Consider the following 17,850-nt stretch of genomic DNA (forward strand, 5'->3'; position numbering starts at 1 on the left):
ATGGTTAACGGTCTCGGAAAGGGCGGCAGGAAAAAAACAGGCAATAAACTGACTGCCATCATGCAGGTCCGTAATGAAGCGGGTCGTTATTTGGAAGCCGCGCTTGCGGACTTATCTGGTTTTGTAGACGAGATTGTAATCGTGGATGACGCGAGCACGGATGAGACCCCTGAGCTTGCCTTATCCTTCGAGAAGGTTGTGAAGCTGGTACAGAATAAAGAATCGCTGTTTCATAAAGAATGGCTGCTCCGCGAACAATTATGGCGGGCGGCGGCGGAGACATCTCCGGACTGGCTGCTTGCCGTGGATGCAGATGAATTTTACGAGGACTATACGAAGGCTGCTATGCGGGGGCTGATCAATCAGGATGAATACGACACCGTCTCCTTTCGGATGTACGACTTCTGGGATTCGGTCACCCATTATCGCGAGGATGAGTGGTGGAATCTTCATCAGCGGCAGACGATGACGCTTGTCCGGTACTTGCCCGGATACCATTATGCATATCCGAAGCGGGCACATCATGCACCACGGCTTCCTTTTACGTACAGCGCACTTCCTGGACTCGATACCGACCTTCGAATCAAGCATTATGGCTGGGCGGGCAGCAGCGAAGAACGTCAGGCGAAATATGATCGTTACATGAAGCTCGACCCGCTAGGCCAATGGGGAAGTCTCGCGCATTATGCCTCTATCCTTGATCCAAACCCTAAGCTGATCCGCTGGCAGGAAAGGGAGCGGCAGGATGAATAAGGCCAAAGCGCAGACGGTTACGATATTAACTCACAGTTATTTGAACTGGTACGGCCAGGAGTACTCGCGTATATTCGGAGGCGGCCTGGAGCGATATGTCCATTTGTTATGCCAGGCTGTTAAGGAGCTTGGCCTTATTCCCGTTGTTCATCAATTAACGTATTACAGTCCTTTTGACACGGTGCATGAAGGCATCCGGATACGCGGCTGGTCATTCGAATCGAACCAAATTACGGAGGCATTCGAGCAGATGGCTGATGCAGCGGGCGGCCTTCTTATCTATGCCAGCTGCATCTGGCACCCGATCCGCTACCGTCCTGGCAGCATCGGTATTTGTCACGGCATCAATTGGGATACTCCCTTTCTTGCAGCGGAGACAAAAGCCGCGATCGGGAGGCATATTAATCAGGCACTGAAGCAATTGGACAAAGTGGTCTCGGTCGATTCGCATTTCCAGACCTTCTGCCGAGCGGTATGCGAGTATGACGATCCTGCCAAAATCACGCTGCTGCCCAATCCGGTAGATACCGTTTGGTTTAAGCCTAGAACTGCTTCCCATTCGAATGAGATTAGAGTGCTTTATCCGAGAAGGCTAAGCTATGAGCGCGGCTTAGTTACGATGATGTTATCAGCAGATGAGCTGCTCAACCGGTATGAGAATGTCATCGTAGAATTTGCAGGAGAGCTTATTGACGGCACGATGATGAACACGGTCTTTCATTTATGGCTGGAGGCGCATCCTCATCGGGATCGTATTCATCATCAAACCTATACATTTGAGACGATTCGGGATGCCTATCATCAGGCAGATATCGCCGTCATTCCGACCTTGTTCTCGGAAGGAACCTCCCTCTCCTGCCTCGAGGCTATGAGCTGCGGCCTTCCTGTCGTGGCTACCAATGTTGGCGGCCTGAACGACCTTATCATAGATGGCTTTAACGGTCGTCTGACCTCCCCATCATCTGACGCGATTACTCCTGCCATCTGTGAGCTGATCGAGCAGCCCCGGCTGCGCCGCAGGATGGGCGTGGCCGCGCGGCGGGCTGCGCTCGCATTTGATCAGGGGCGGTGGATCGCCGAGTGGAAGGCGATCTTAACGGCGCAGCTTGCGAAGCGGGAGAGATAGTTGTTAGTTTCCTCGCGAGTACGTGCGAGCAGGAACGATAGGCTATCTTTGCGGAGTTAGTGCAAGCAGGCCCTACAGGCCGTGCAGCGCGGATGTCACACGCAGCATCAGCTCTTGCTCGCAGAGCAGCGGCGCTGCGAGCGCTGCCTGCGGCGCGGCGCGGCGGGCTCGCGCCGCAAAAGCAGCCGCGAGCCCCGAGGCGGCGGCTCGCAGAGCCCATGGCTGCGCCGCCGCTTCGCGCGCAGCCGCAAAATGCTCCGCCGCGGCGGCCGGGTCGGCCGCGGCGATCGCGAGGGCGCCCGCGGCAAGCCGCGCGGGCGCCTCATGCTGCGCTGCCGAGCGCAGCAGCTGTGCCGCGGCTAGCGCGGGCACAGGCTGCGCGGCGCCTAGCAGCGCGCACCACTGCAGCGGCGCGAGCACCGGCGCCGCCTGCGTGGCGGCATATAGCCGCAGCCACGCGGACCAAGCGCGCACGCGAACAAGCGCGTGCGCAAGCCTTGCAGCGGGCGGAGGCGAAGCTCGCCCGCCATCCACCCAGGCAAGGGCGGCGAGATACTCGCCCTTGCCTGGGTAGGCATCCGGCAGCTGCTCCCAGCGCTGCCGTCCAACGACCACTTCGCCCTGCTGCACCGCCAGCAGGCCGCTCCAAAAATCTCCGCCAATCGCCAATCCCGCAATCAGCTGCCTGCTTAACACCGGTTCAAGCTGCAGTCCGGCGTCAGCGAACAGCTCCAGCACGGAGCGGCAGAGCGTATGTCTGCCATCCGTGACCACACGGTCAACAGCAGCAGGCCAACGCCCTCTTAAACTCGCATCCAATGTACCGAGCATCAGCAGCCTCTCCCATGCCGGCCTATAATCAATCTTGATCGCCAGCGCAGCTGCATAATAATCGGACGCCTTCGGCCAATCATACCTTCGTTCGGAAGCATAACCCGCCATGAACAACGTTCGAAAGCTGCCTGAGCCTAGCGCCGAGGAATAGTGCATGGGTGCACTTCCCACTGCTAATGCAAGATGCAGTGCTTCTTCCGCCTCTGCTGAACGGTCCATTTGCAGCAGCACAGCCGCATAAGCTTCATGCAGATCGGGAAAATCTTCAAACTTTTTCAGCCCGCTGACCGCCCAGTGCTTTGCCTCCTCCAGTCTGCTGAGCGCGCGTAAAGCATGGATCAGCTTCAGATATACATCAGAGATATACCCCTCATCCGAATTTTCGTCCACTCCACGTAATAATGGCTCAAGCCACAACACCGCCCGCTCCCAGTTTCCATAAGTAAAATATTCCGTTCCCATCGCATAACGCAGCACCGGATTATCTGGATCACGGCGTAATGCCGCAAGTAATATGCGTTCATTCCGTTCTTTTTTCCTGCGCTGCATCATAACCGCATTCCGGTAACCTTCATGGAGCAGTTGAACAGGAGCCTCCCGCAGCGCTTCTGCCCCGCAGGCGGCGACCGCCGATGCAGCCTCTTCATGCAAAGCGCCCGTAAATCGAATACGCGAATCATTCCGAAACAACCGGCATACCGCATCCGATATCTCCTCATCCCCGCTCCGCCCGTCTACTCTGCTTCTTATTTGAACCAGATAGCCATAACAGCCTTCTTCAGAGAGCAGCTGCTCCCACGTGGTAAGTGGAAGCGGGACAAGCCTTTCATCCGCATCAAGAACTAATATCCAGGGCTGGGATGCTTGTTCGATCGCAGTATTTCGTGCATCAGCAAAATGATCCTGCCAGCAGATGGACAGCACCTTGGCGCCATACGCTTCTGCAATCGCAGCTGTTTGATCTGTAGATCCAGTGTCTACGATAATGATCTCCGAGCAATAAGGAGCCGCCGATGCCAGGCATTGCGGCAGGAACAGCTCCTCATTCCGAACGATCATGCAGAGCGACACAGGCAGCGTACCATAAGATGCTGCTTCCACTCCTGTCCCTCCTTACCAGCCCTCAAAGCCGGGCAGTAATAAACGGACGGCTTGAATCGACTGCTTCTCAATTGTTTTACCCTTCATACGCTGAACCTGTTCCAAATAATGCTCCGCACGCACCCGCCAGTGGATCGAAGGCGACAATATATCCTCCGCCTCCTCCTTGCCCCGGTAACCTGCAAACGGCAGTCCGCTGTAATCCCCATCTCGCATGGCACCTGCATGTGCAGTGAGAGAGCGGCTGAGCGCTGGTTCCTTATAAAGCTCGGCCTGCCATTCCAAATAGGCGATAGCACTGTCCGGACAACCGCTTGCGACCATAACGCCCGCCAGCTTTAGCATTGCAGCTTCATCCGGGCAGGATATCCGCCTAGCCATTAGTGCTGCGAGCTGACCCTCACGCCCTGCCGTACGCATATATTTGCAAATCCGGAACAATGGCGGGAGGAGGCTTGGTTTATGCCGCAAAGTCGTAATATAAGATTGAATGAGACCTTGCTCGTCATGCAGCGCCTCATAAATCCGCCCCTGCAAATAAGCCGTCCGGTAAGTTCCCATCCCGTCTTCCGTATGGTACCTTGCAGGCGCAGCCCCCATCTCCAGCGCCTTCTCTACTGCTTCCATCGCCGCTTTGTATTGTCCCGTGCACGCGGAGCAAAACGCCATATAATGCCGTAAATCCGTATAATCAGGGAAAATAGCGGCACCTTCCCGAGCTGCAGCTCCCGCTTCTTCCCATCTGCCTAGCAGCTGCAGGCTTAGCGATTCATATTTGAAAACAAGATGAGCATAGGACAGCTGTTCGAACCCGGCGGATCGCTTCGCTATTCGAAACGCTTCGAGCGCATCTGCCGCCCGATTGTTGCGCAAATACTCTACGCCGATATTGTAGCGGTGAAATGTATTTTCCGGCTCTTCCGCAAGTGCAAGCTCAAGCAGCTCCATATTGCGCTGCAGCTTGTTTTTCTCCGCTACGACCTGGGTCCGGTATCCATAATGATGGATGATGACTTCCGTCAGATGAAAGCGTGCCGAAGGATTTTTCCGCAAAATCGAGAACGAAATCTGTTCATGAATCCGCCCCTCAAAACGGTGACCAAGGTCATTACGGAACATCCGCAGCACCGGGTGAATCGTTGAGCCCTGATCATTCTCCGGTCCGATCTGATTGCGGATCTGAAGAAGCAGAGCAGACAGATCAGCATGGCGAATATATTCAAGTAATTGAGGCTTCGTTGCCTCATCAAGCTGCTCATCGGCATCGAGGAACAAGATCCACTCTCCAGAAGCACGCTCTACACCACGATTGCGGGCTTTTGCAAAATCATGCTCCCATTCGCTCCGGATCACAATCGCTCCGTACCGCTCAGCAATGGCGATCGTCTCATCCGTTGAACCGGTGTCGACAATTATGATCTCATCGGCAATGCCCTGCACGCTGTCCAGACAGCCGGACAAGTACTTTTCCTCGTTCTTAACGATCATGCATAAGGAAATCCGCTTCTGCTGCTCCGCCACTCACGCGCCTCCTTTGCCGTCCGTTCCAATCCGTTTGCCAATCCATCCATTCCACCCGCAGCAAAGCTTCTTGCAGCTTCATCTTGTCAGGCTCAGACCAGCTGCCATCCCAGTTACGACCCCCGCTATATTCATCCGGCTGCAAAGCTTCAATCGCCAATTGCAAACAGGCCGCCGATGCACCAAGCTTTGCTCTTTCCGTATATTCACTGGTATCATCGCCTCCCGCCGCACTTTCAAACAACGCCAGCGCCTCGCTGCGGAGCTTCTTCAGATAGAGCAATTCCCCTAGGCGAAAAGACTGCTCTCCCGTCAGCCGGCCGTCCTTCTCGAATTGGTCCAGCATCAGCTCTGCCGCTGCATCCACGTACCCATGATCATATAGCCTTGTTTCAAAATGCTTCCGCAGGCCGTATAATCCACCCGCCAGTTTATGCGCCAGGCGCAGCATGCCGCGGCTGACAGCCGTGTCCAGCCAACGAATGGCAGAAGAAAGCTCCTGCTCCTTTGCGATTTTGTTCAGCACCTCTTGGGTCATTGGAAGCCAACTATTTAGCAGCTCGGCCTCTCTGGCAAGCTGACTATCCTCTCCCAACATACAGCCCAGCTCTTCTTTGCCGATACGCTGCCCTTCGTTCCAGCGGCATAACGCCCAATCTATTCCTAGCTCTTCTGTTGACTCCGATTGAATGGCGCTCGTGTGCATCCAGCTTCGAATCTGCTCAGCCGCCTCCGCATACTGACCTGTGCCTATCAAGCAGTCCGCAAACAATCGAATATCTGATAAAGACAACCGCGCTTTTTCCGCCTCATTGGTCGAAGACTGAATCGTTTCTCGCCATAGCGGCAATGCCGTGCTGTAAGCACCGATCCGGCTGAGCACTCGGGCCAACAGAGTATGCTGCTCGACTTCTACTTCCCCCGCATAGGCAGTGAGCTTTTGCCGGATTTCTTGATCAGAAAGCCCAATTTGATGAAGATAAGCTGCCCATGCGGATAAGGCCTCTTCCCATCCAGGCATTGCCCGCAGTATGGTCTCATACTGGTGCTGCACAGCTTCAACCTCACCCATACGCTGCAAAACATCCGCAAGACGGAGCTGCGCGTAATAGCTGCCTGCCCCTTTTTCCGAGATATACGAATGTGCCCGCGCTCCCGCTTCAATAGCAGTCTCATAGGCGGCTTTTGCTTCAATCAATAAACCTAATGCTTTTAGACAATTACCCTGCAGGAAGAAAAGGTCCGGGTAATCTGGATAACGAAGCGTCTCGCCGCGCAACAGTTCAGCAGCCGCAGCTTCCCGCGACAGTGCCAGTAAGGTCGTCGCATAATCTTTTACCAGCGTTGGCCGAAAAGGTGCAGATAAAGAAGTGTAATTGATGGCTTTTCCGAAGGCTTCTGCCGCCTCCTCAGGTTTTCCCTGCTGGCATAGCGTAACACCGTAATTATAAAGACAAAAAGGGTCATTTGGCCGCTGGGACAGCTGCCTAGAAATGACCCGTAAATTCCGTTCTGCTTTGGACTTGCGCTTAAGGACTGCCGGCATATAGCCAACATGAGCAATGTGTAAATCCCCGTTGTACAACGGTCCGTCGATGTCCGCAAGAACCTCATTGTCTCGGGAACGGACAAGCTGCTCATGGATTTCTCCATAATAACGATAACTGCGATCGCCTCGGAAAAGCCTCACAGCTTCGCTGCTGATCATGCTCTTCGTATTGGATTCATCCAGCAGATGCTCCATTCGAACCCGGTAAGCCGATGAAGCGGCCTTTCGCAGCTCACGCCGCAAAGACCGCACATCACCGGATAACCTTTCGTCTGCATCAAGTACCAGAACCCAAATCGTGCGCGCATGCTCTAATACCAGATTGCGGGCGGAAGAGAAATCATCCTTCCACTCTGTTCTAATCACTCTTGCTCCATACCGCAATGCAATGTCCACCGTTCCGTCCGTCGACCCTGTATCGACAACGATGAGCTCATCGGCTATATCCCGAATGCTGTCCAAGCATTCCGAGAGCATATCCTCTTCATTGCGTACGATGATGTGAACACCGAGCAGCATTTTATAACCCTCCTAAATGAATTATCGCGTTCTTTGCGGTAATTCTACTTCGTAAGCATATGCCTAAGAATTAGCGCGTTCTTTGCGATAATTCTTTACTTCGTAAGCATATACCTAAAGAATTATCGCGTACGCTTACGTGCCTTGGCCATTGAAGTATACGTCAACGGTGGTTGGGCTGCCGGTCGTTGTCGACCGATATGCCAGCCTCGTATATTTCAGAAAACGCTGCGGCACAAGTACATCGACCGAGCCTACTGCGATTCCCGTTACACTTTCGACATCGGTATACCAGTTCGATCCATTGGCGCTGATCTCAACACGTGCAGTTGCTGCATTCGTCCCTGGACCTTTGTTATAGACGAAGTATGAATAAGTCCCAAATACGCTGGTCGTGATGGTCGGTACTGCCGTATATGCATCTGCTGTTAGGTTATTCAAGTTAGCTGTTTCTTGGAAGCTCTTTTGCGAAATGGATGTGATGCTATTTAAAGTACCTGCCGTGATCGTTGCGCCGAGTAGCGCAGTCACCGTTCCGGCGGTAATTGTTGTGCCGAGTACAGCATTAAGCGTTCCGCCAGTGATGGTCGCACCAGATACCGCAACTGTACCTGCTGTGATTGTTGTACCCAGTACTGCTGTTAACGTTCCGGCTGTGATTGTTGCTCCTAGCAATGCATTAAGCGTTCCGCCCGTAATCGTTGCTCCGGACACTGCGACAGTACCTGCCGTAATCGTCGTACCCAGCACTGCTGTTAACGTCCCGGCTGTGATTGTTGCTCCGAGCAATGCATTGAGAGTTCCGGCTGTAATCGTCGCTCCTAATACCGCATCCAGCGTTCCTGCCGTGATCGCTGCCCCCGATACTGCCACCGTACCTCCTGACAGAGCCACAGTTCCTCCGGATATTGCTACCGTACCTGCCGTAATTGTTGTACCAAGAACTGCTGTAATGGTTCCCGCTGTGATTGTTGCTCCGAGCAATGCATTGAGAGTTCCGGCTGTGATCGTCGCTCCTAATACCGCATCCAATGTTCCAGCTGTTATCGTTGCTCCAGATACTGCCACCGTACCACCAGATAACGCCACTGTTCCTCCGGATATTGCTACCGTACCTGCGGTAATCGTCGTACCCAGTACTGCTGTAATCGTTCCCGCGGTGATTGTCGCTCCAAGCACCGCATCCAACGTTCCTGCCTTGATTGTCGCTCCAGACACTGCCACCGTACCACCAGATAGAGCAACCGTTCCTCCGGATATCGCTACCGTACCGGCTGTAATCGTCGTTCCGAGGACTGCTGTAATGGTTCCTGCTGTGATTGTCGCACCCAGTACTGCATCAAGAGTTCCCGCTGTGATCGTTGCTCCTAATACTGCATCCAGTGTTCCTGCTGTGATCGTCGCACCAAGCACTGCATCAAGGGTTCCCCCCGTGATCGTCGCTCCAGACACCGCCACCGTACCGCCAGAGAGAGCCACAGTTCCTCCAGAAATAGCTACCGTACCGGCTGTAATCGTCGTTCCTAATACAGCGGTAATTGTTCCGGCTGTGATCGTTGCTCCAAGAACTGCATCAAGGGTTCCTGCCGTAATCGTTGCTCCTAATACTGCATCCAGTGTTCCTGCTGTGATCGTCGCACCAAGCACTGCATCAAGGGTTCCCCCCGTGATCGTCGCTCCAGACACCGCCACCGTACCGCCAGAGAGAGCCACAGTTCCTCCAGAAATAGCTACCGTACCGGCTGTAATCGTCGTTCCTAATACAGCGGTAATTGTTCCGGCTGTGATCGTTGCTCCAAGAACTGCATCAAGGGTTCCTGCCGTAATCGTTGCACCGAGTATCGCATCCAGCGTTCCTGCCGTTATCGTTGCTCCCAGCACCGCATCCAACGTTCCGCCTGTGACCGTCGCTCCGGATACCTCCACCGTTCCACCGGAGATTTCAAACGTGCCGCCCGATACTGCTACTGTCCCACCCGAGATTGCCACCGTACCTGCTGTGATTGTCGTACCTAGTACCGCCGTAATTGTTCCGGCTGTGATTGTCGCGCCAAGCACTGCATCCAGTGTCCCCGCCGTTATCGTTGCACCAAGCACCGCATCCAACGTTCCACCTGTGACCGTCGCTCCGGATACCGCTACCGTTCCACCGGATATTTCAAAAGTACCGCCCGATACCGCTACCGTACCGCCCGAGATCGCCACCGTACCTGCTGTGATTGTCGTACCAAGCACCGCCGTAATTGTTCCGGCTGTGATCGTTGCTCCTAATACAGCATCCAGCGTTCCGCTAGTTACCGTTGCACCAGATACCGCCACTGTTCCTCCAGATAGAGCAACCGTACCTCCCGACACTGCGACCGTACCTTCTGAAATCGCTACTGTACCTGCTGTGATCGTTGTACCTAGTACAGCGCTAATCGTCCCGCCTGTGATGGTAGCGCCAAGTACTGCACTTAGTGTTCCACCTGTTAGAACAGCATCTACCGTTCCACCGGACACAGCTACTGTCCCCGTAACCCCAACTGTTCCGCCTGAAATGGCTACCGTTCCACTTGAGATTGCAACCGTACCAGCCGTAATCGTTACCCCTAAAATGCTGCTAATTGTCCCGTCGAGTAAAACGGTAACCAGATTCCCGAAGGAATCCGTTGCCAGCGGCCGTGCTGTATCTGTACTGTCTTTACCAAAGATCAGAGTACGTAAGTTATCTGGATTCGGATTAAACGTCGAAAAGTTTGGCATTCCTTTCCATCACCTATTTTCTTTTAGAAAATGAAATTCATGAACAGAAGTCATCTTGGCTTGCTGTGCTTGAAAATACACTTGAATCACGGTTGTTCTATCGGGCTGCTGCGAGCGCACCGAGACTCTTGTAAAGTGCATAAATTTAGAAGGAATCATAATGTTCATTCCACCCGGTTCTACAACAACCTCATAGTCATGAGCGAAATCGACCCCATTAGGCCCAACCTCCAAACGAACAACAGCAGCATATTTCCCCCGATTAATAACTGCATATGAAAATACCAAATCCGAAGCTGTATCCTGCGTTGGCATTGGAACGAATTCTTCCGAGGTTATAACCTGTTCATACTCGATTGATCGAAAAATCTGACAGGAGCAGCCATCCTTGGATCTACAGCAGCCACGTCCACGTCCTCTGGGAATACGGCGTTTTTTGCGCTTACACGGCTTTCTGCGACAACGAAGCGGTCTTCTATGTTTGCATCGTGCTGCTTTTCCCATTGCTCCTCTTCTCCTCAATGTCCATGCTTCCAATACTTTATGTGTAAATGAATTTATACGAGGCGGCGATTGACAGCGGTAGAATGACCTATCTTCCACAGCATCCGTATATCCCCATACGAATTCTGCTTTTTCGCCATATAATGAGGCAAGCATTTCGAGATAAGAGGTGATAGAATTGACCAATTCCTCAGTCTTTAATAGTGAGAACAGTCCGCTATATATTCTGCTGAACAACCGTTACAGCAGTCCAGCCATCGTGGCTCCGCCTGAGGAAGACGCGGCTGCCAGCGGACGGTTTTTTATGGTCACTTCGGCGAGTACAGCCGTAGGCGGGGGTTCCAACCTATTGATTCAAATCACCAATCCTAACGCCAGTGGAAGAACGCTATATATTTCAAAAGTAAGTGGGGGGATTAGCGCAGCTGCCACGCTTAACCTTTATTCTGCAGGAACAGTATCTGGGGGGACGACGCCTACGCCTTTTAACATGCAGCTAGGCAATGCAACAACAAGCATTGCTACGGCACGTGTAGCAACCGGCAGTGTAACGGGCAGCCCTACATTGTTTTACACTGCTCTACTAGCGGCAGGAATGTTCGAGGTCGTCTTTACCGGCGGGCTAATTGTTCCACCTAACCGCTCCGTTGCTATTTCCGTAGGTACCGGTGCAATTACAGCGGCTGCTAATATTTCATGGTGGGAGGTCTAATGCCGAATAACTCGATTTTTGACTCTTCAAACCGGCCCCTCTATGGCAGTTCCGCCAATTCCTATAGCCAGCCCGGATCGGAAATTCCGGTTCAATCCGGCACCTCCCAGCAGGCAGGCGGCTACTTCACAATAAGTGCTTCTAACAGCTTGTCATTAGGACTACTAGGGGGAAGTGTAAACAGCTCTATAAGATTCGCTAACCCATTAGGCAGCGGCAAAACGATTTACCTCGGACAAATTTTAGGCTATACCAACATTTCATTAAGCTTGCTCTCCAGCTTTTCGGCGCAAGTAACCGTCTACAGCGGGGGGACTATTGCCGCACCAACAACCGGGACACCGGATAACCTTAATCTTGGAAGCGGGACAACTAGTGCAGCTGCCGTTACCACTTCAATAAATGCGGTTACAGGAGGCACTTCTTTTATCCTTTATCCGCTGGAGCCCGGCCCTTTCTCCTTTTCCGTTGGCGGTGGTGTTGCTGTGCCTCCGGGACAAACCTTAACGGTGAACATAGTAGGTGCTTTGACTGTACTTGGGTTGCTTGGGGTTGGTATTGAGGTGATATGGTGGGAGATTTGATGCAATATAGCAAAAAGACAGCTCACGCTGCCTAATAAAGGCTTACGTGAGCTGTCTTTTTGTGCTGCGATTATTTCAGCAGTTTCTCGATATCTTCTTTCATATTAAGTGGTTCGTCCGTGGATTCAAAACGTTTAACAACATTGCCTTCACGGTCGATAAGGAATTTAGTGAAATTCCATTTCACATCATTCCCCTCCAAGTAATGAGGCAGTTTCTCCGATAGGAAGGAATGCAGCATTTTACCACTTGGCTCAGAGGTATTAAAACCATGGAATGGTGCCTGCTCGCTCAAATAACCAAACAACGGATGTGCCGTTTCTTCACGAACATCGGTCTTAGCAAAGAGCGGGAAAGTTACACCGTAATTGATCTGGCAAAACTCCTGTACATCCGAGTTCGAACCAGGCTCTTGCTCAGCAAATTGATTACTTGGGAAGCCCAAAATTTCAAGCCCTTGATCCTTATACTGCTCATATACCTTCTGCAGGTCAGAGTACTGCGGAGTAAACCCACATTTGCTCGCTGTATTTACAATGATAAGAACCTTGCCCTTATAATCCTCTAGACTCTTTTGTTCTCCTCTGATTGTTTCTGCTTCAAATGAATATACCGACATGTTGATGTCCTCCTCGAAAATGATTGATTTTATTAAATTAAATTGTACACAATTTATATCATATTTCGCTGCCTCGTGTCAAACCGAGTTAGCTAATCGTACTCGTAAGTACTGCGGTGAGGCGATTAAGTCGGTTTTTCCGAATTACAGAGCGTCGAGTGTGGTCCAGCAGCAACCGGCGGTGCATCCGACATGCCACCACAAACTAAAAAGAAGCGTGCCGCTGGCACGCCTCTTTTCCCTCTTACATTTCTACTTTTTGCAAACGCATGTAGTCACTGACCATGGCGAGACGCCATGGGAGAATCATCCCGAATGCCAGCAGATAGAATAACGCACCGGTCTGAGGAATCGACATGTATTGCTCGACTACGCTATGCATGGCAAGCCGAATGGCCAGCAGCGTAAGCATGATGAAGATAAAAGCCTTCGATCGGCGGACAAAAATATCTGATTCGACCCTTTCAAGACGAGTCGTGACGATCAGCGGGAACGAGAAGATTAACATCCCCGTGCCGAAAGCAGATACTCCCCATAACCAGTGGATATGCATAATTGGAAAAGCAAACATCACAAAGCCGGTGGACATGCCAAGCGGCGGTATGATGATTTTGCGCAGATTCGTCGGCTGCTTACCTGCCCGCATACGGAGCACAATAAGCGCCAGCCCGGCGCAAAGCGTAAAAACGATGGACGCAGTCTGAATGAGATGTGTATGTGCAGATAGCATTGTGATCTATCCTCATTTCAACAATTGTTGGCTACTCCCATCGTACTGCAAAATAAAAAACTGTGCAAACCGACACTAGCAATCGATCAGTCTAAAATAGAAGTACTAGTACGACCCGCGGATAAACGGATGAACTTGCTCCTGATAAAACGTATGAAGACGCTCGCGTTCCGCCTCTGTGAACGATGGCACTTCAAGTGCAGCAAGGTTGTCCTCCACCTGACGTACGTTGCGGAAGCCCGGAATCACACAAGTTACCGCCTCATGATCCAGCAGCCAGCGAAGCGAGGCACGAGTCATGTTGCCGCGGCCTTCCGCGATCCAACGAAGCTGGTCAGCCAGCTCAACCCCTTTGGCAAAGCCCAGTCCGGCGAAGGTTTCACCTACGTTAAAGGATTCACCATTCTCATTAAAGCGGCGATGATCATCAGCCTCGAAAGTGGAAGCAGCCGTGAATTTGCCTGTAAGCAGACCGCTGGCAAGCGGCAGACGAACAAGAATTCCTACGCCGCGGCGATGAGCCTCGTTCAACAGCTCAAGTGGTTTTTGCCGGAAAATATTATAAATAACCTGCAGCGCACGGACATTAGACTGCTCCAGACAGAACATGCCCTCCTCCACCGACTCTACACTTACTCCGTAATGACGGATCTTGCCTTCCTGCTGCAGCTTGTCCAATACGCCAAACACACTGCCGTCCTTCAGAATCGACATCGGCGGACAATGAATCTGGTACAGATCAATACGCTCACGATTAAGGCGCTTCAAGCTTGCTTCACAATAAGCGCGAACCGAAGCTTCCGAATAAGTAGCGGGATCATGAATATCTCCTGCCCGGCAAAACTTGGTCGCAATATGGATTTCGTCGTCGCGTCCTTTGGTCGCTTGTGCTAGCAGACGTTCGCTATGACCGTCGCCGTACACGTCAGCCGTATCAAAGAAGTTGACGCCTTTATCCATGGCCGCTTCAAGTGCCAGCAGCGATTCCTTATCGTTCACATTACCCCAAGCGCCTCCGATTGCCCAAGTACCAAAGCTAATCTCACTTACCTTCAGCTCAGATGAACCTAATCCACGATATTGCATCCTTCTCACCTCGTTATGTAATCGGTTGCGAAACTGAGTACAGTATAACAAAAATTTAAACTTTCTTACATTTCAAAAAAACGGCCGAAGCCCAATCGCCATCGCGATCGGCCCCAGCCGTTGGTATCAAGGATTCGTTGTTAAATGATTGACCATATGGAGTACCTCCGGATTATTTATATTTAGACTTGATCTAAATCTTATAATCCTATATTAAGGTTATGGCTCAATCCTGTCATGAACGTTAGATGAAATCATGATGAAGAATAAATGAAAATGGAGTTTCCTTTTAGTTGCTCCGTTCCTCCACAAGCCGGTATCCAGCTCCACGGACAGTTGCAATATAGCTCGGTGTAACCGCACTGTCCTTCAGTTTACGGCGGAGTGTTTTGATATGCACATCTACGACATTGCTGCCGCCAAAATACTGGCTTCCCCATACGGCATCAAACATCGCCTCGCGTGTTAATACAGCTCCATCGGATGTAAGGAACATAAGCAGAAGATCATATTCCGTCTTCGTCAGTTCGATGCGTTCATTGCCGCGGTAAACGGCCATTTTCTTCAGATCAACGGATAAATCCTTGAAGTGGTAGGCGGATTGATCTGGTGCCTTCCATTCTCCGAGCATCCGGTTCACCTGATGCAGTGCATCCTGTGGACTTGAAGGCCATACAAGTAATTCCGCATGACGCGGAATGGATGATGCCATAACCCTGGCGTCCTCATGGACAAGGAACAACAGAGAAGCACCATTAATATGAGATGTTTGTGTCATCGCAGCATGCAGCGCATCAACAGCATCCGGAGTAAGTGGATTTGGTGTTGCATCATAAATGATAAGCTCCGGCTGCAGACTGCTGACGAACGCTTTGTTCAGATCATGAAGAGAGAACAAGTCGAAGCACTCGGCTGTAAGCAGATGCAGCAGACTGTTCATTCGTTCTGGGAAAGGACTGACGGTCATAATTCGTTTCGTTAAAGAACAAGCTTTACCCTCCATTATTACCTCCCCTGCTGGCATGCCGCCTTGCCCGATAACAGCGCCAGCTTCCATTCGATTCTCTTCTACCGGCTGGCGCATAACTCGCATACCCCCTCTAATACAACATGAGCATCCTCAACAGCAAATTTTGTTTCCGCTGCAATTTTCTTAAGCCATTCCTCTGGCAGTTCGGTCAGCACTTCCTCTACCCGCCCGCACCTCTTGCACATAATATGGTGATGATCGTCCATTCGCGCATCATAACGGCTGACTGCCTCGCCAAGCTTCAGTTCCCGAATAAGGCCTGCTTCACTCAAATACCGAAGAGAGTTATATACCGTTCCGTAAGCAAAGCTAACGCCTTTGTCGCGCAGCCGTTCAATAATATCTGCCGCTGTTGGGTGGTCATGAGACTCTTGGACCGCTTCAAGAATGGTTTTTCGCTGTATCGTTAAATTGATCTTTGTCATGGCTAATTCAGTCCTTCAATCGAATTAATTTAGACTAAGTATAAATCTAAATGAAGAAGATATCAACTCAAATTCTGTTCCTTTATGATGCCTCATTACACTTTAGAAGAGTGGCCAAACTATGCGAAAAATAATTATCAGAATATTTACAAAATTGAAATAATAGTTTATGATAGACCTACACCAAACGAGAGGGGATAGACCATTGAAGTAGGTTAGCGAAGCATGTCTCTACTATTTCCGGGAAGGAGATCCTCTAAGGTTAACCGGACATGCGGGAATCCAAACGACACTCGTCACTTAAACCGAGATAAATACTTACCTGATATTAAAGCAACGCAAGTTGTAGAATGGAGCGTTACGAAATTGAATAATAGTGATTCAGAAAGGTAAAGGGATTCCGGTTATCATTGATAAGCGGAATCCCTTTTTGCGTGCGTATTTTATAAGATTGGCGACAGTAAACGTGCGATTGATTCTTTGAATTTGTCCATTAGCGGCCGTTTGAGATACTTATCATAGGTAAGCTCTGTGCACTCCTCCAGATCGATTCCAAACAATCGTTCCAGCTCGCTGGCTGTTGCACTGTCATAAATAAAGGCATTCATCTCGAAATTAAGTTTAAAACTGCGGTTATCGATGTTAGCTGTCCCCACAGAAGCAACCTGCCCATCAATAACAAGCGTCTTCGCATGAAGGAAACCACGCTCATAAATGTAACATTTGCCGCCAGCGGCGAGAAGCTCATTCAGATAAGAATGAGTCGCCCAATAAACGAAGAAGTGATCTGGCTTGCTTGGCAGCATGACCTTCACCTCAACACCCGACATAGCAGCAATCTTGAGAGCAGTCATAAGACTTTCATCCGGGACAAAATACGGCGTTTGCAGGCAGATACTCCTCTTGGCGGAATAGATCATCTTGATATAGGCATCTTTAATTTGCTGATAATCCGAATCCGGCCCACTCGCCACAACCTGCATGCCAATCGTTCCAACCGCCTGGAAATGCCGCGGAAAATAATGATAATCGAGCTCCACCATCCCTGAGAACGCAAGGTTCCAGTCCATCAGGAACTGTGCCTGAATCTGCAGAACAGCCCTTCCTTCCAGCCGCAGATGGGTATCCCGCCATTCCCCGAAATATTTGTTACGGCCCAAATACTCATCACCGATATTGAAGCCTCCGATGTAGCCGATACGGCCATCCACAATGACAAGCTTCCGATGATTCCGGAAGTTGATCTTCAGATTCAGATAAGGAATCCGTGACGGGAAAAATGCCACAGCCTGCCCCCCTGCTTCCCTCAGCTCCTTGAAGAACTTTCTTGGAAGTCCTTTGCTGCCGATATGATCATACAGGAATCGGACCTGCACCCCTTGTTTCGCCTTTTCGACCAGCGCCTGAATAAGACGGTTACCAAGCTTATCATTACGCACAATGTAATAGACAAGGTGAATATGATGTTGTGCAGACTCAATATCTTGCAGCAGGGTATCAAACTTACTTTTTCCGGTTGTGAAGATTTGTACAGCATTGTTCTGCGTATACAGGGAATAGCTGCCCACCAGATTCATATGGATCATGGTCTGATAGTTGATGGTAGCGGGATCGTTAAATGCGATATGCCGCTCCTCTAATTGAAGCTTCTGTGCTTCAATGGAATCTTCAATAATACGCTGGCTTTCCACTAGCATCTTATTCAGCTTCCGCTTGCGAAGCCGCTGTCCGATGATGAGATATAAGACGAACCCAACACCCGGCAGAAAATAAAGCACCATCAGCCAAGCCCAAGTCGCTCTTGCATCCTTTCTTTCCAGAAAGATGACAGCAAGGGCCAACAATATATTCAAGATAATAAAGATCGAAGAAATATCCTGTAAGACATTCATACTACAGCTGCACCTCAATATATGGATAAAAACGTTAATGCAAGCATACCTCATGCACGAAAGATGTTCAAACCTTACACAAACATTCTTATTACTGATGAATTATGCTACAATTTTCAG

15 protein-coding genes are annotated in these 17,850 nt (G+C 50.8%); 4 read left to right on the forward strand and 11 right to left on the reverse strand.

Translation table 11 applies throughout. The annotated features are described in order from the left end of the window. Positions 1–753, forward strand: a complete 753-nt coding sequence (locus FHS17_RS24235) for a glycosyltransferase (protein WP_167281039.1) — start codon at positions 1–3, stop codon at positions 751–753. Next, positions 746–1,879: a glycosyltransferase family 4 protein gene (locus FHS17_RS24240; protein WP_167281040.1), complete on the forward strand. Its 1,134-nt coding sequence runs from the start codon at positions 746–748 to the stop codon at positions 1,877–1,879. The genes FHS17_RS24235 and FHS17_RS24240 overlap by 8 nt, the downstream gene beginning before the upstream one ends. A gap of 72 nt (positions 1,880–1,951) precedes the next feature. Here FHS17_RS24240 and FHS17_RS24245 read toward each other — a convergent pair whose 3' ends face one another. From FHS17_RS24245 to FHS17_RS24275, 5 genes are all read right to left on the reverse strand, one after another. Beyond that, positions 1,952–3,814 (reverse strand): glycosyltransferase, encoded by a 1,863-nt coding sequence (locus FHS17_RS24245; protein WP_167281041.1) that lies wholly within the window; start codon positions 3,812–3,814, stop codon positions 1,952–1,954. A gap of 12 nt (positions 3,815–3,826) precedes the next feature. Beyond that, entirely contained in the window at positions 3,827–5,335 is a 1,509-nt protein-coding gene (locus FHS17_RS24250) for a glycosyltransferase (RefSeq protein ID WP_167281042.1), read from the reverse strand. After that, complete coding sequence (locus FHS17_RS24255; RefSeq protein WP_167281043.1) at positions 5,292–7,403, reverse strand: glycosyltransferase; 2,112 nt, start codon at positions 7,401–7,403, stop codon at positions 5,292–5,294. The genes FHS17_RS24250 and FHS17_RS24255 overlap by 44 nt, the downstream gene beginning before the upstream one ends. 135 nt (positions 7,404–7,538) lie before the next feature. Beyond that, on the reverse strand, positions 7,539–10,148 hold the full coding sequence (locus FHS17_RS30715; RefSeq protein WP_243865520.1) for a DUF6385 domain-containing protein: 2,610 nt from the start codon (positions 10,146–10,148) through the stop codon (positions 7,539–7,541). Positions 10,149–10,157: 9 nt separating this feature from the next. Further along, entirely contained in the window at positions 10,158–10,463 is a 306-nt protein-coding gene (locus FHS17_RS24275; RefSeq protein ID WP_167281044.1) for a DUF6385 domain-containing protein, read from the reverse strand. A gap of 358 nt (positions 10,464–10,821) precedes the next feature. On the opposite strand from FHS17_RS24275, the gene FHS17_RS24280 reads away from it, so the two are divergent. Both FHS17_RS24280 and FHS17_RS24285 read left to right on the forward strand, forming a co-directional pair. Beyond that, positions 10,822–11,364: a hypothetical protein gene (locus FHS17_RS24280; protein WP_341805915.1), complete on the forward strand. Its 543-nt coding sequence runs from the start codon at positions 10,822–10,824 to the stop codon at positions 11,362–11,364. Then, positions 11,364–11,948, forward strand: coding sequence for a hypothetical protein (locus tag FHS17_RS24285; protein WP_167281046.1), 585 nt, complete (start codon positions 11,364–11,366; stop codon positions 11,946–11,948). Before FHS17_RS24280 ends, FHS17_RS24285 begins: the two co-directional genes overlap by 1 nt. Positions 11,949–12,018: 70 nt before the next feature. Here the strand turns inward: FHS17_RS24285 and FHS17_RS24290 are convergent, their stop codons facing one another. The 6 genes from FHS17_RS24290 to cls all read right to left on the reverse strand — a co-directional run bounded on the left by FHS17_RS24290 (position 12,019) and on the right by cls (position 17,730). Further along, a complete protein-coding gene (locus tag FHS17_RS24290) occupies positions 12,019–12,567 on the reverse strand; it encodes a glutathione peroxidase (protein WP_167281047.1) in 549 nt (182 codons plus the stop codon). Positions 12,568–12,811: 244 nt separating this feature from the next. Continuing rightward, positions 12,812–13,297, reverse strand: a complete 486-nt coding sequence (locus FHS17_RS24295) for a CcdC family protein (protein ID WP_167281048.1) — start codon at positions 13,295–13,297, stop codon at positions 12,812–12,814. A 105-nt stretch (positions 13,298–13,402) separates the two neighbouring features. Further along, the gene (locus tag FHS17_RS24300) at positions 13,403–14,383 is read right to left on the reverse strand and encodes an aldo/keto reductase (RefSeq protein WP_167281049.1); all 981 of its coding nucleotides are present in this window, start codon (positions 14,381–14,383) and stop codon (positions 13,403–13,405) included. A 289-nt stretch (positions 14,384–14,672) separates the two neighbouring features. After that, on the reverse strand, positions 14,673–15,467 hold the full coding sequence (locus tag FHS17_RS24305; protein WP_167281050.1) for a winged helix-turn-helix domain-containing protein: 795 nt from the start codon (positions 15,465–15,467) through the stop codon (positions 14,673–14,675). Then, positions 15,452–15,838 (reverse strand): Fur family transcriptional regulator, encoded by a 387-nt coding sequence (locus tag FHS17_RS24310; RefSeq protein ID WP_167281051.1) that lies wholly within the window; start codon positions 15,836–15,838, stop codon positions 15,452–15,454. Before FHS17_RS24310 ends, FHS17_RS24305 begins: the two co-directional genes overlap by 16 nt. A 443-nt stretch (positions 15,839–16,281) precedes the next feature. Continuing rightward, positions 16,282–17,730: a cardiolipin synthase gene (gene cls / locus FHS17_RS24315; RefSeq protein WP_167281052.1), complete on the reverse strand. Its 1,449-nt coding sequence runs from the start codon at positions 17,728–17,730 to the stop codon at positions 16,282–16,284. Positions 17,731–17,850: the final 120 nt, after the last annotated feature.

This window comes from Paenibacillus lupini (assembly GCF_011761355.1).
GTDB lineage: Bacteria > Bacillota > Bacilli > Paenibacillales > Paenibacillaceae > Pristimantibacillus > Pristimantibacillus lupini.

Excerpts from the sequence above, each read along its gene's own strand:
- FHS17_RS24290 (WP_167281047.1), bottom strand. The coding sequence starts at position 12,567 with ATGTCGGTATATTCATTTGAAGCAGAAACAATCAGAGGAGAACAAAAG.
- FHS17_RS24305 (WP_167281050.1), bottom strand. The coding sequence starts at position 15,467 with ATGCGCCAGCCGGTAGAAGAGAATCGAATGGAAGCTGGCGCTGTTATC.
- FHS17_RS24300 (WP_167281049.1), bottom strand. The coding sequence starts at position 14,383 with ATGCAATATCGTGGATTAGGTTCATCTGAGCTGAAGGTAAGTGAGATT.
- FHS17_RS24235 (WP_167281039.1), top strand. The coding sequence starts at position 1 with ATGGTTAACGGTCTCGGAAAGGGCGGCAGGAAAAAAACAGGCAATAAA.
- FHS17_RS24285 (WP_167281046.1), top strand. The coding sequence starts at position 11,364 with ATGCCGAATAACTCGATTTTTGACTCTTCAAACCGGCCCCTCTATGGC.
- cls (WP_167281052.1), bottom strand. The coding sequence starts at position 17,730 with ATGAATGTCTTACAGGATATTTCTTCGATCTTTATTATCTTGAATATA.
- FHS17_RS24240 (WP_167281040.1), top strand. The coding sequence starts at position 746 with ATGAATAAGGCCAAAGCGCAGACGGTTACGATATTAACTCACAGTTAT.
- FHS17_RS24295 (WP_167281048.1), bottom strand. The coding sequence starts at position 13,297 with ATGCTATCTGCACATACACATCTCATTCAGACTGCGTCCATCGTTTTT.
- FHS17_RS24255 (WP_167281043.1), bottom strand. The coding sequence starts at position 7,403 with ATGCTGCTCGGTGTTCACATCATCGTACGCAATGAAGAGGATATGCTC.
- FHS17_RS30715 (WP_243865520.1), bottom strand. The coding sequence starts at position 10,148 with ATGCCAAACTTTTCGACGTTTAATCCGAATCCAGATAACTTACGTACT.
- FHS17_RS24275 (WP_167281044.1), bottom strand. The coding sequence starts at position 10,463 with ATGCCAACGCAGGATACAGCTTCGGATTTGGTATTTTCATATGCAGTT.
- FHS17_RS24310 (WP_167281051.1), bottom strand. The coding sequence starts at position 15,838 with ATGACAAAGATCAATTTAACGATACAGCGAAAAACCATTCTTGAAGCG.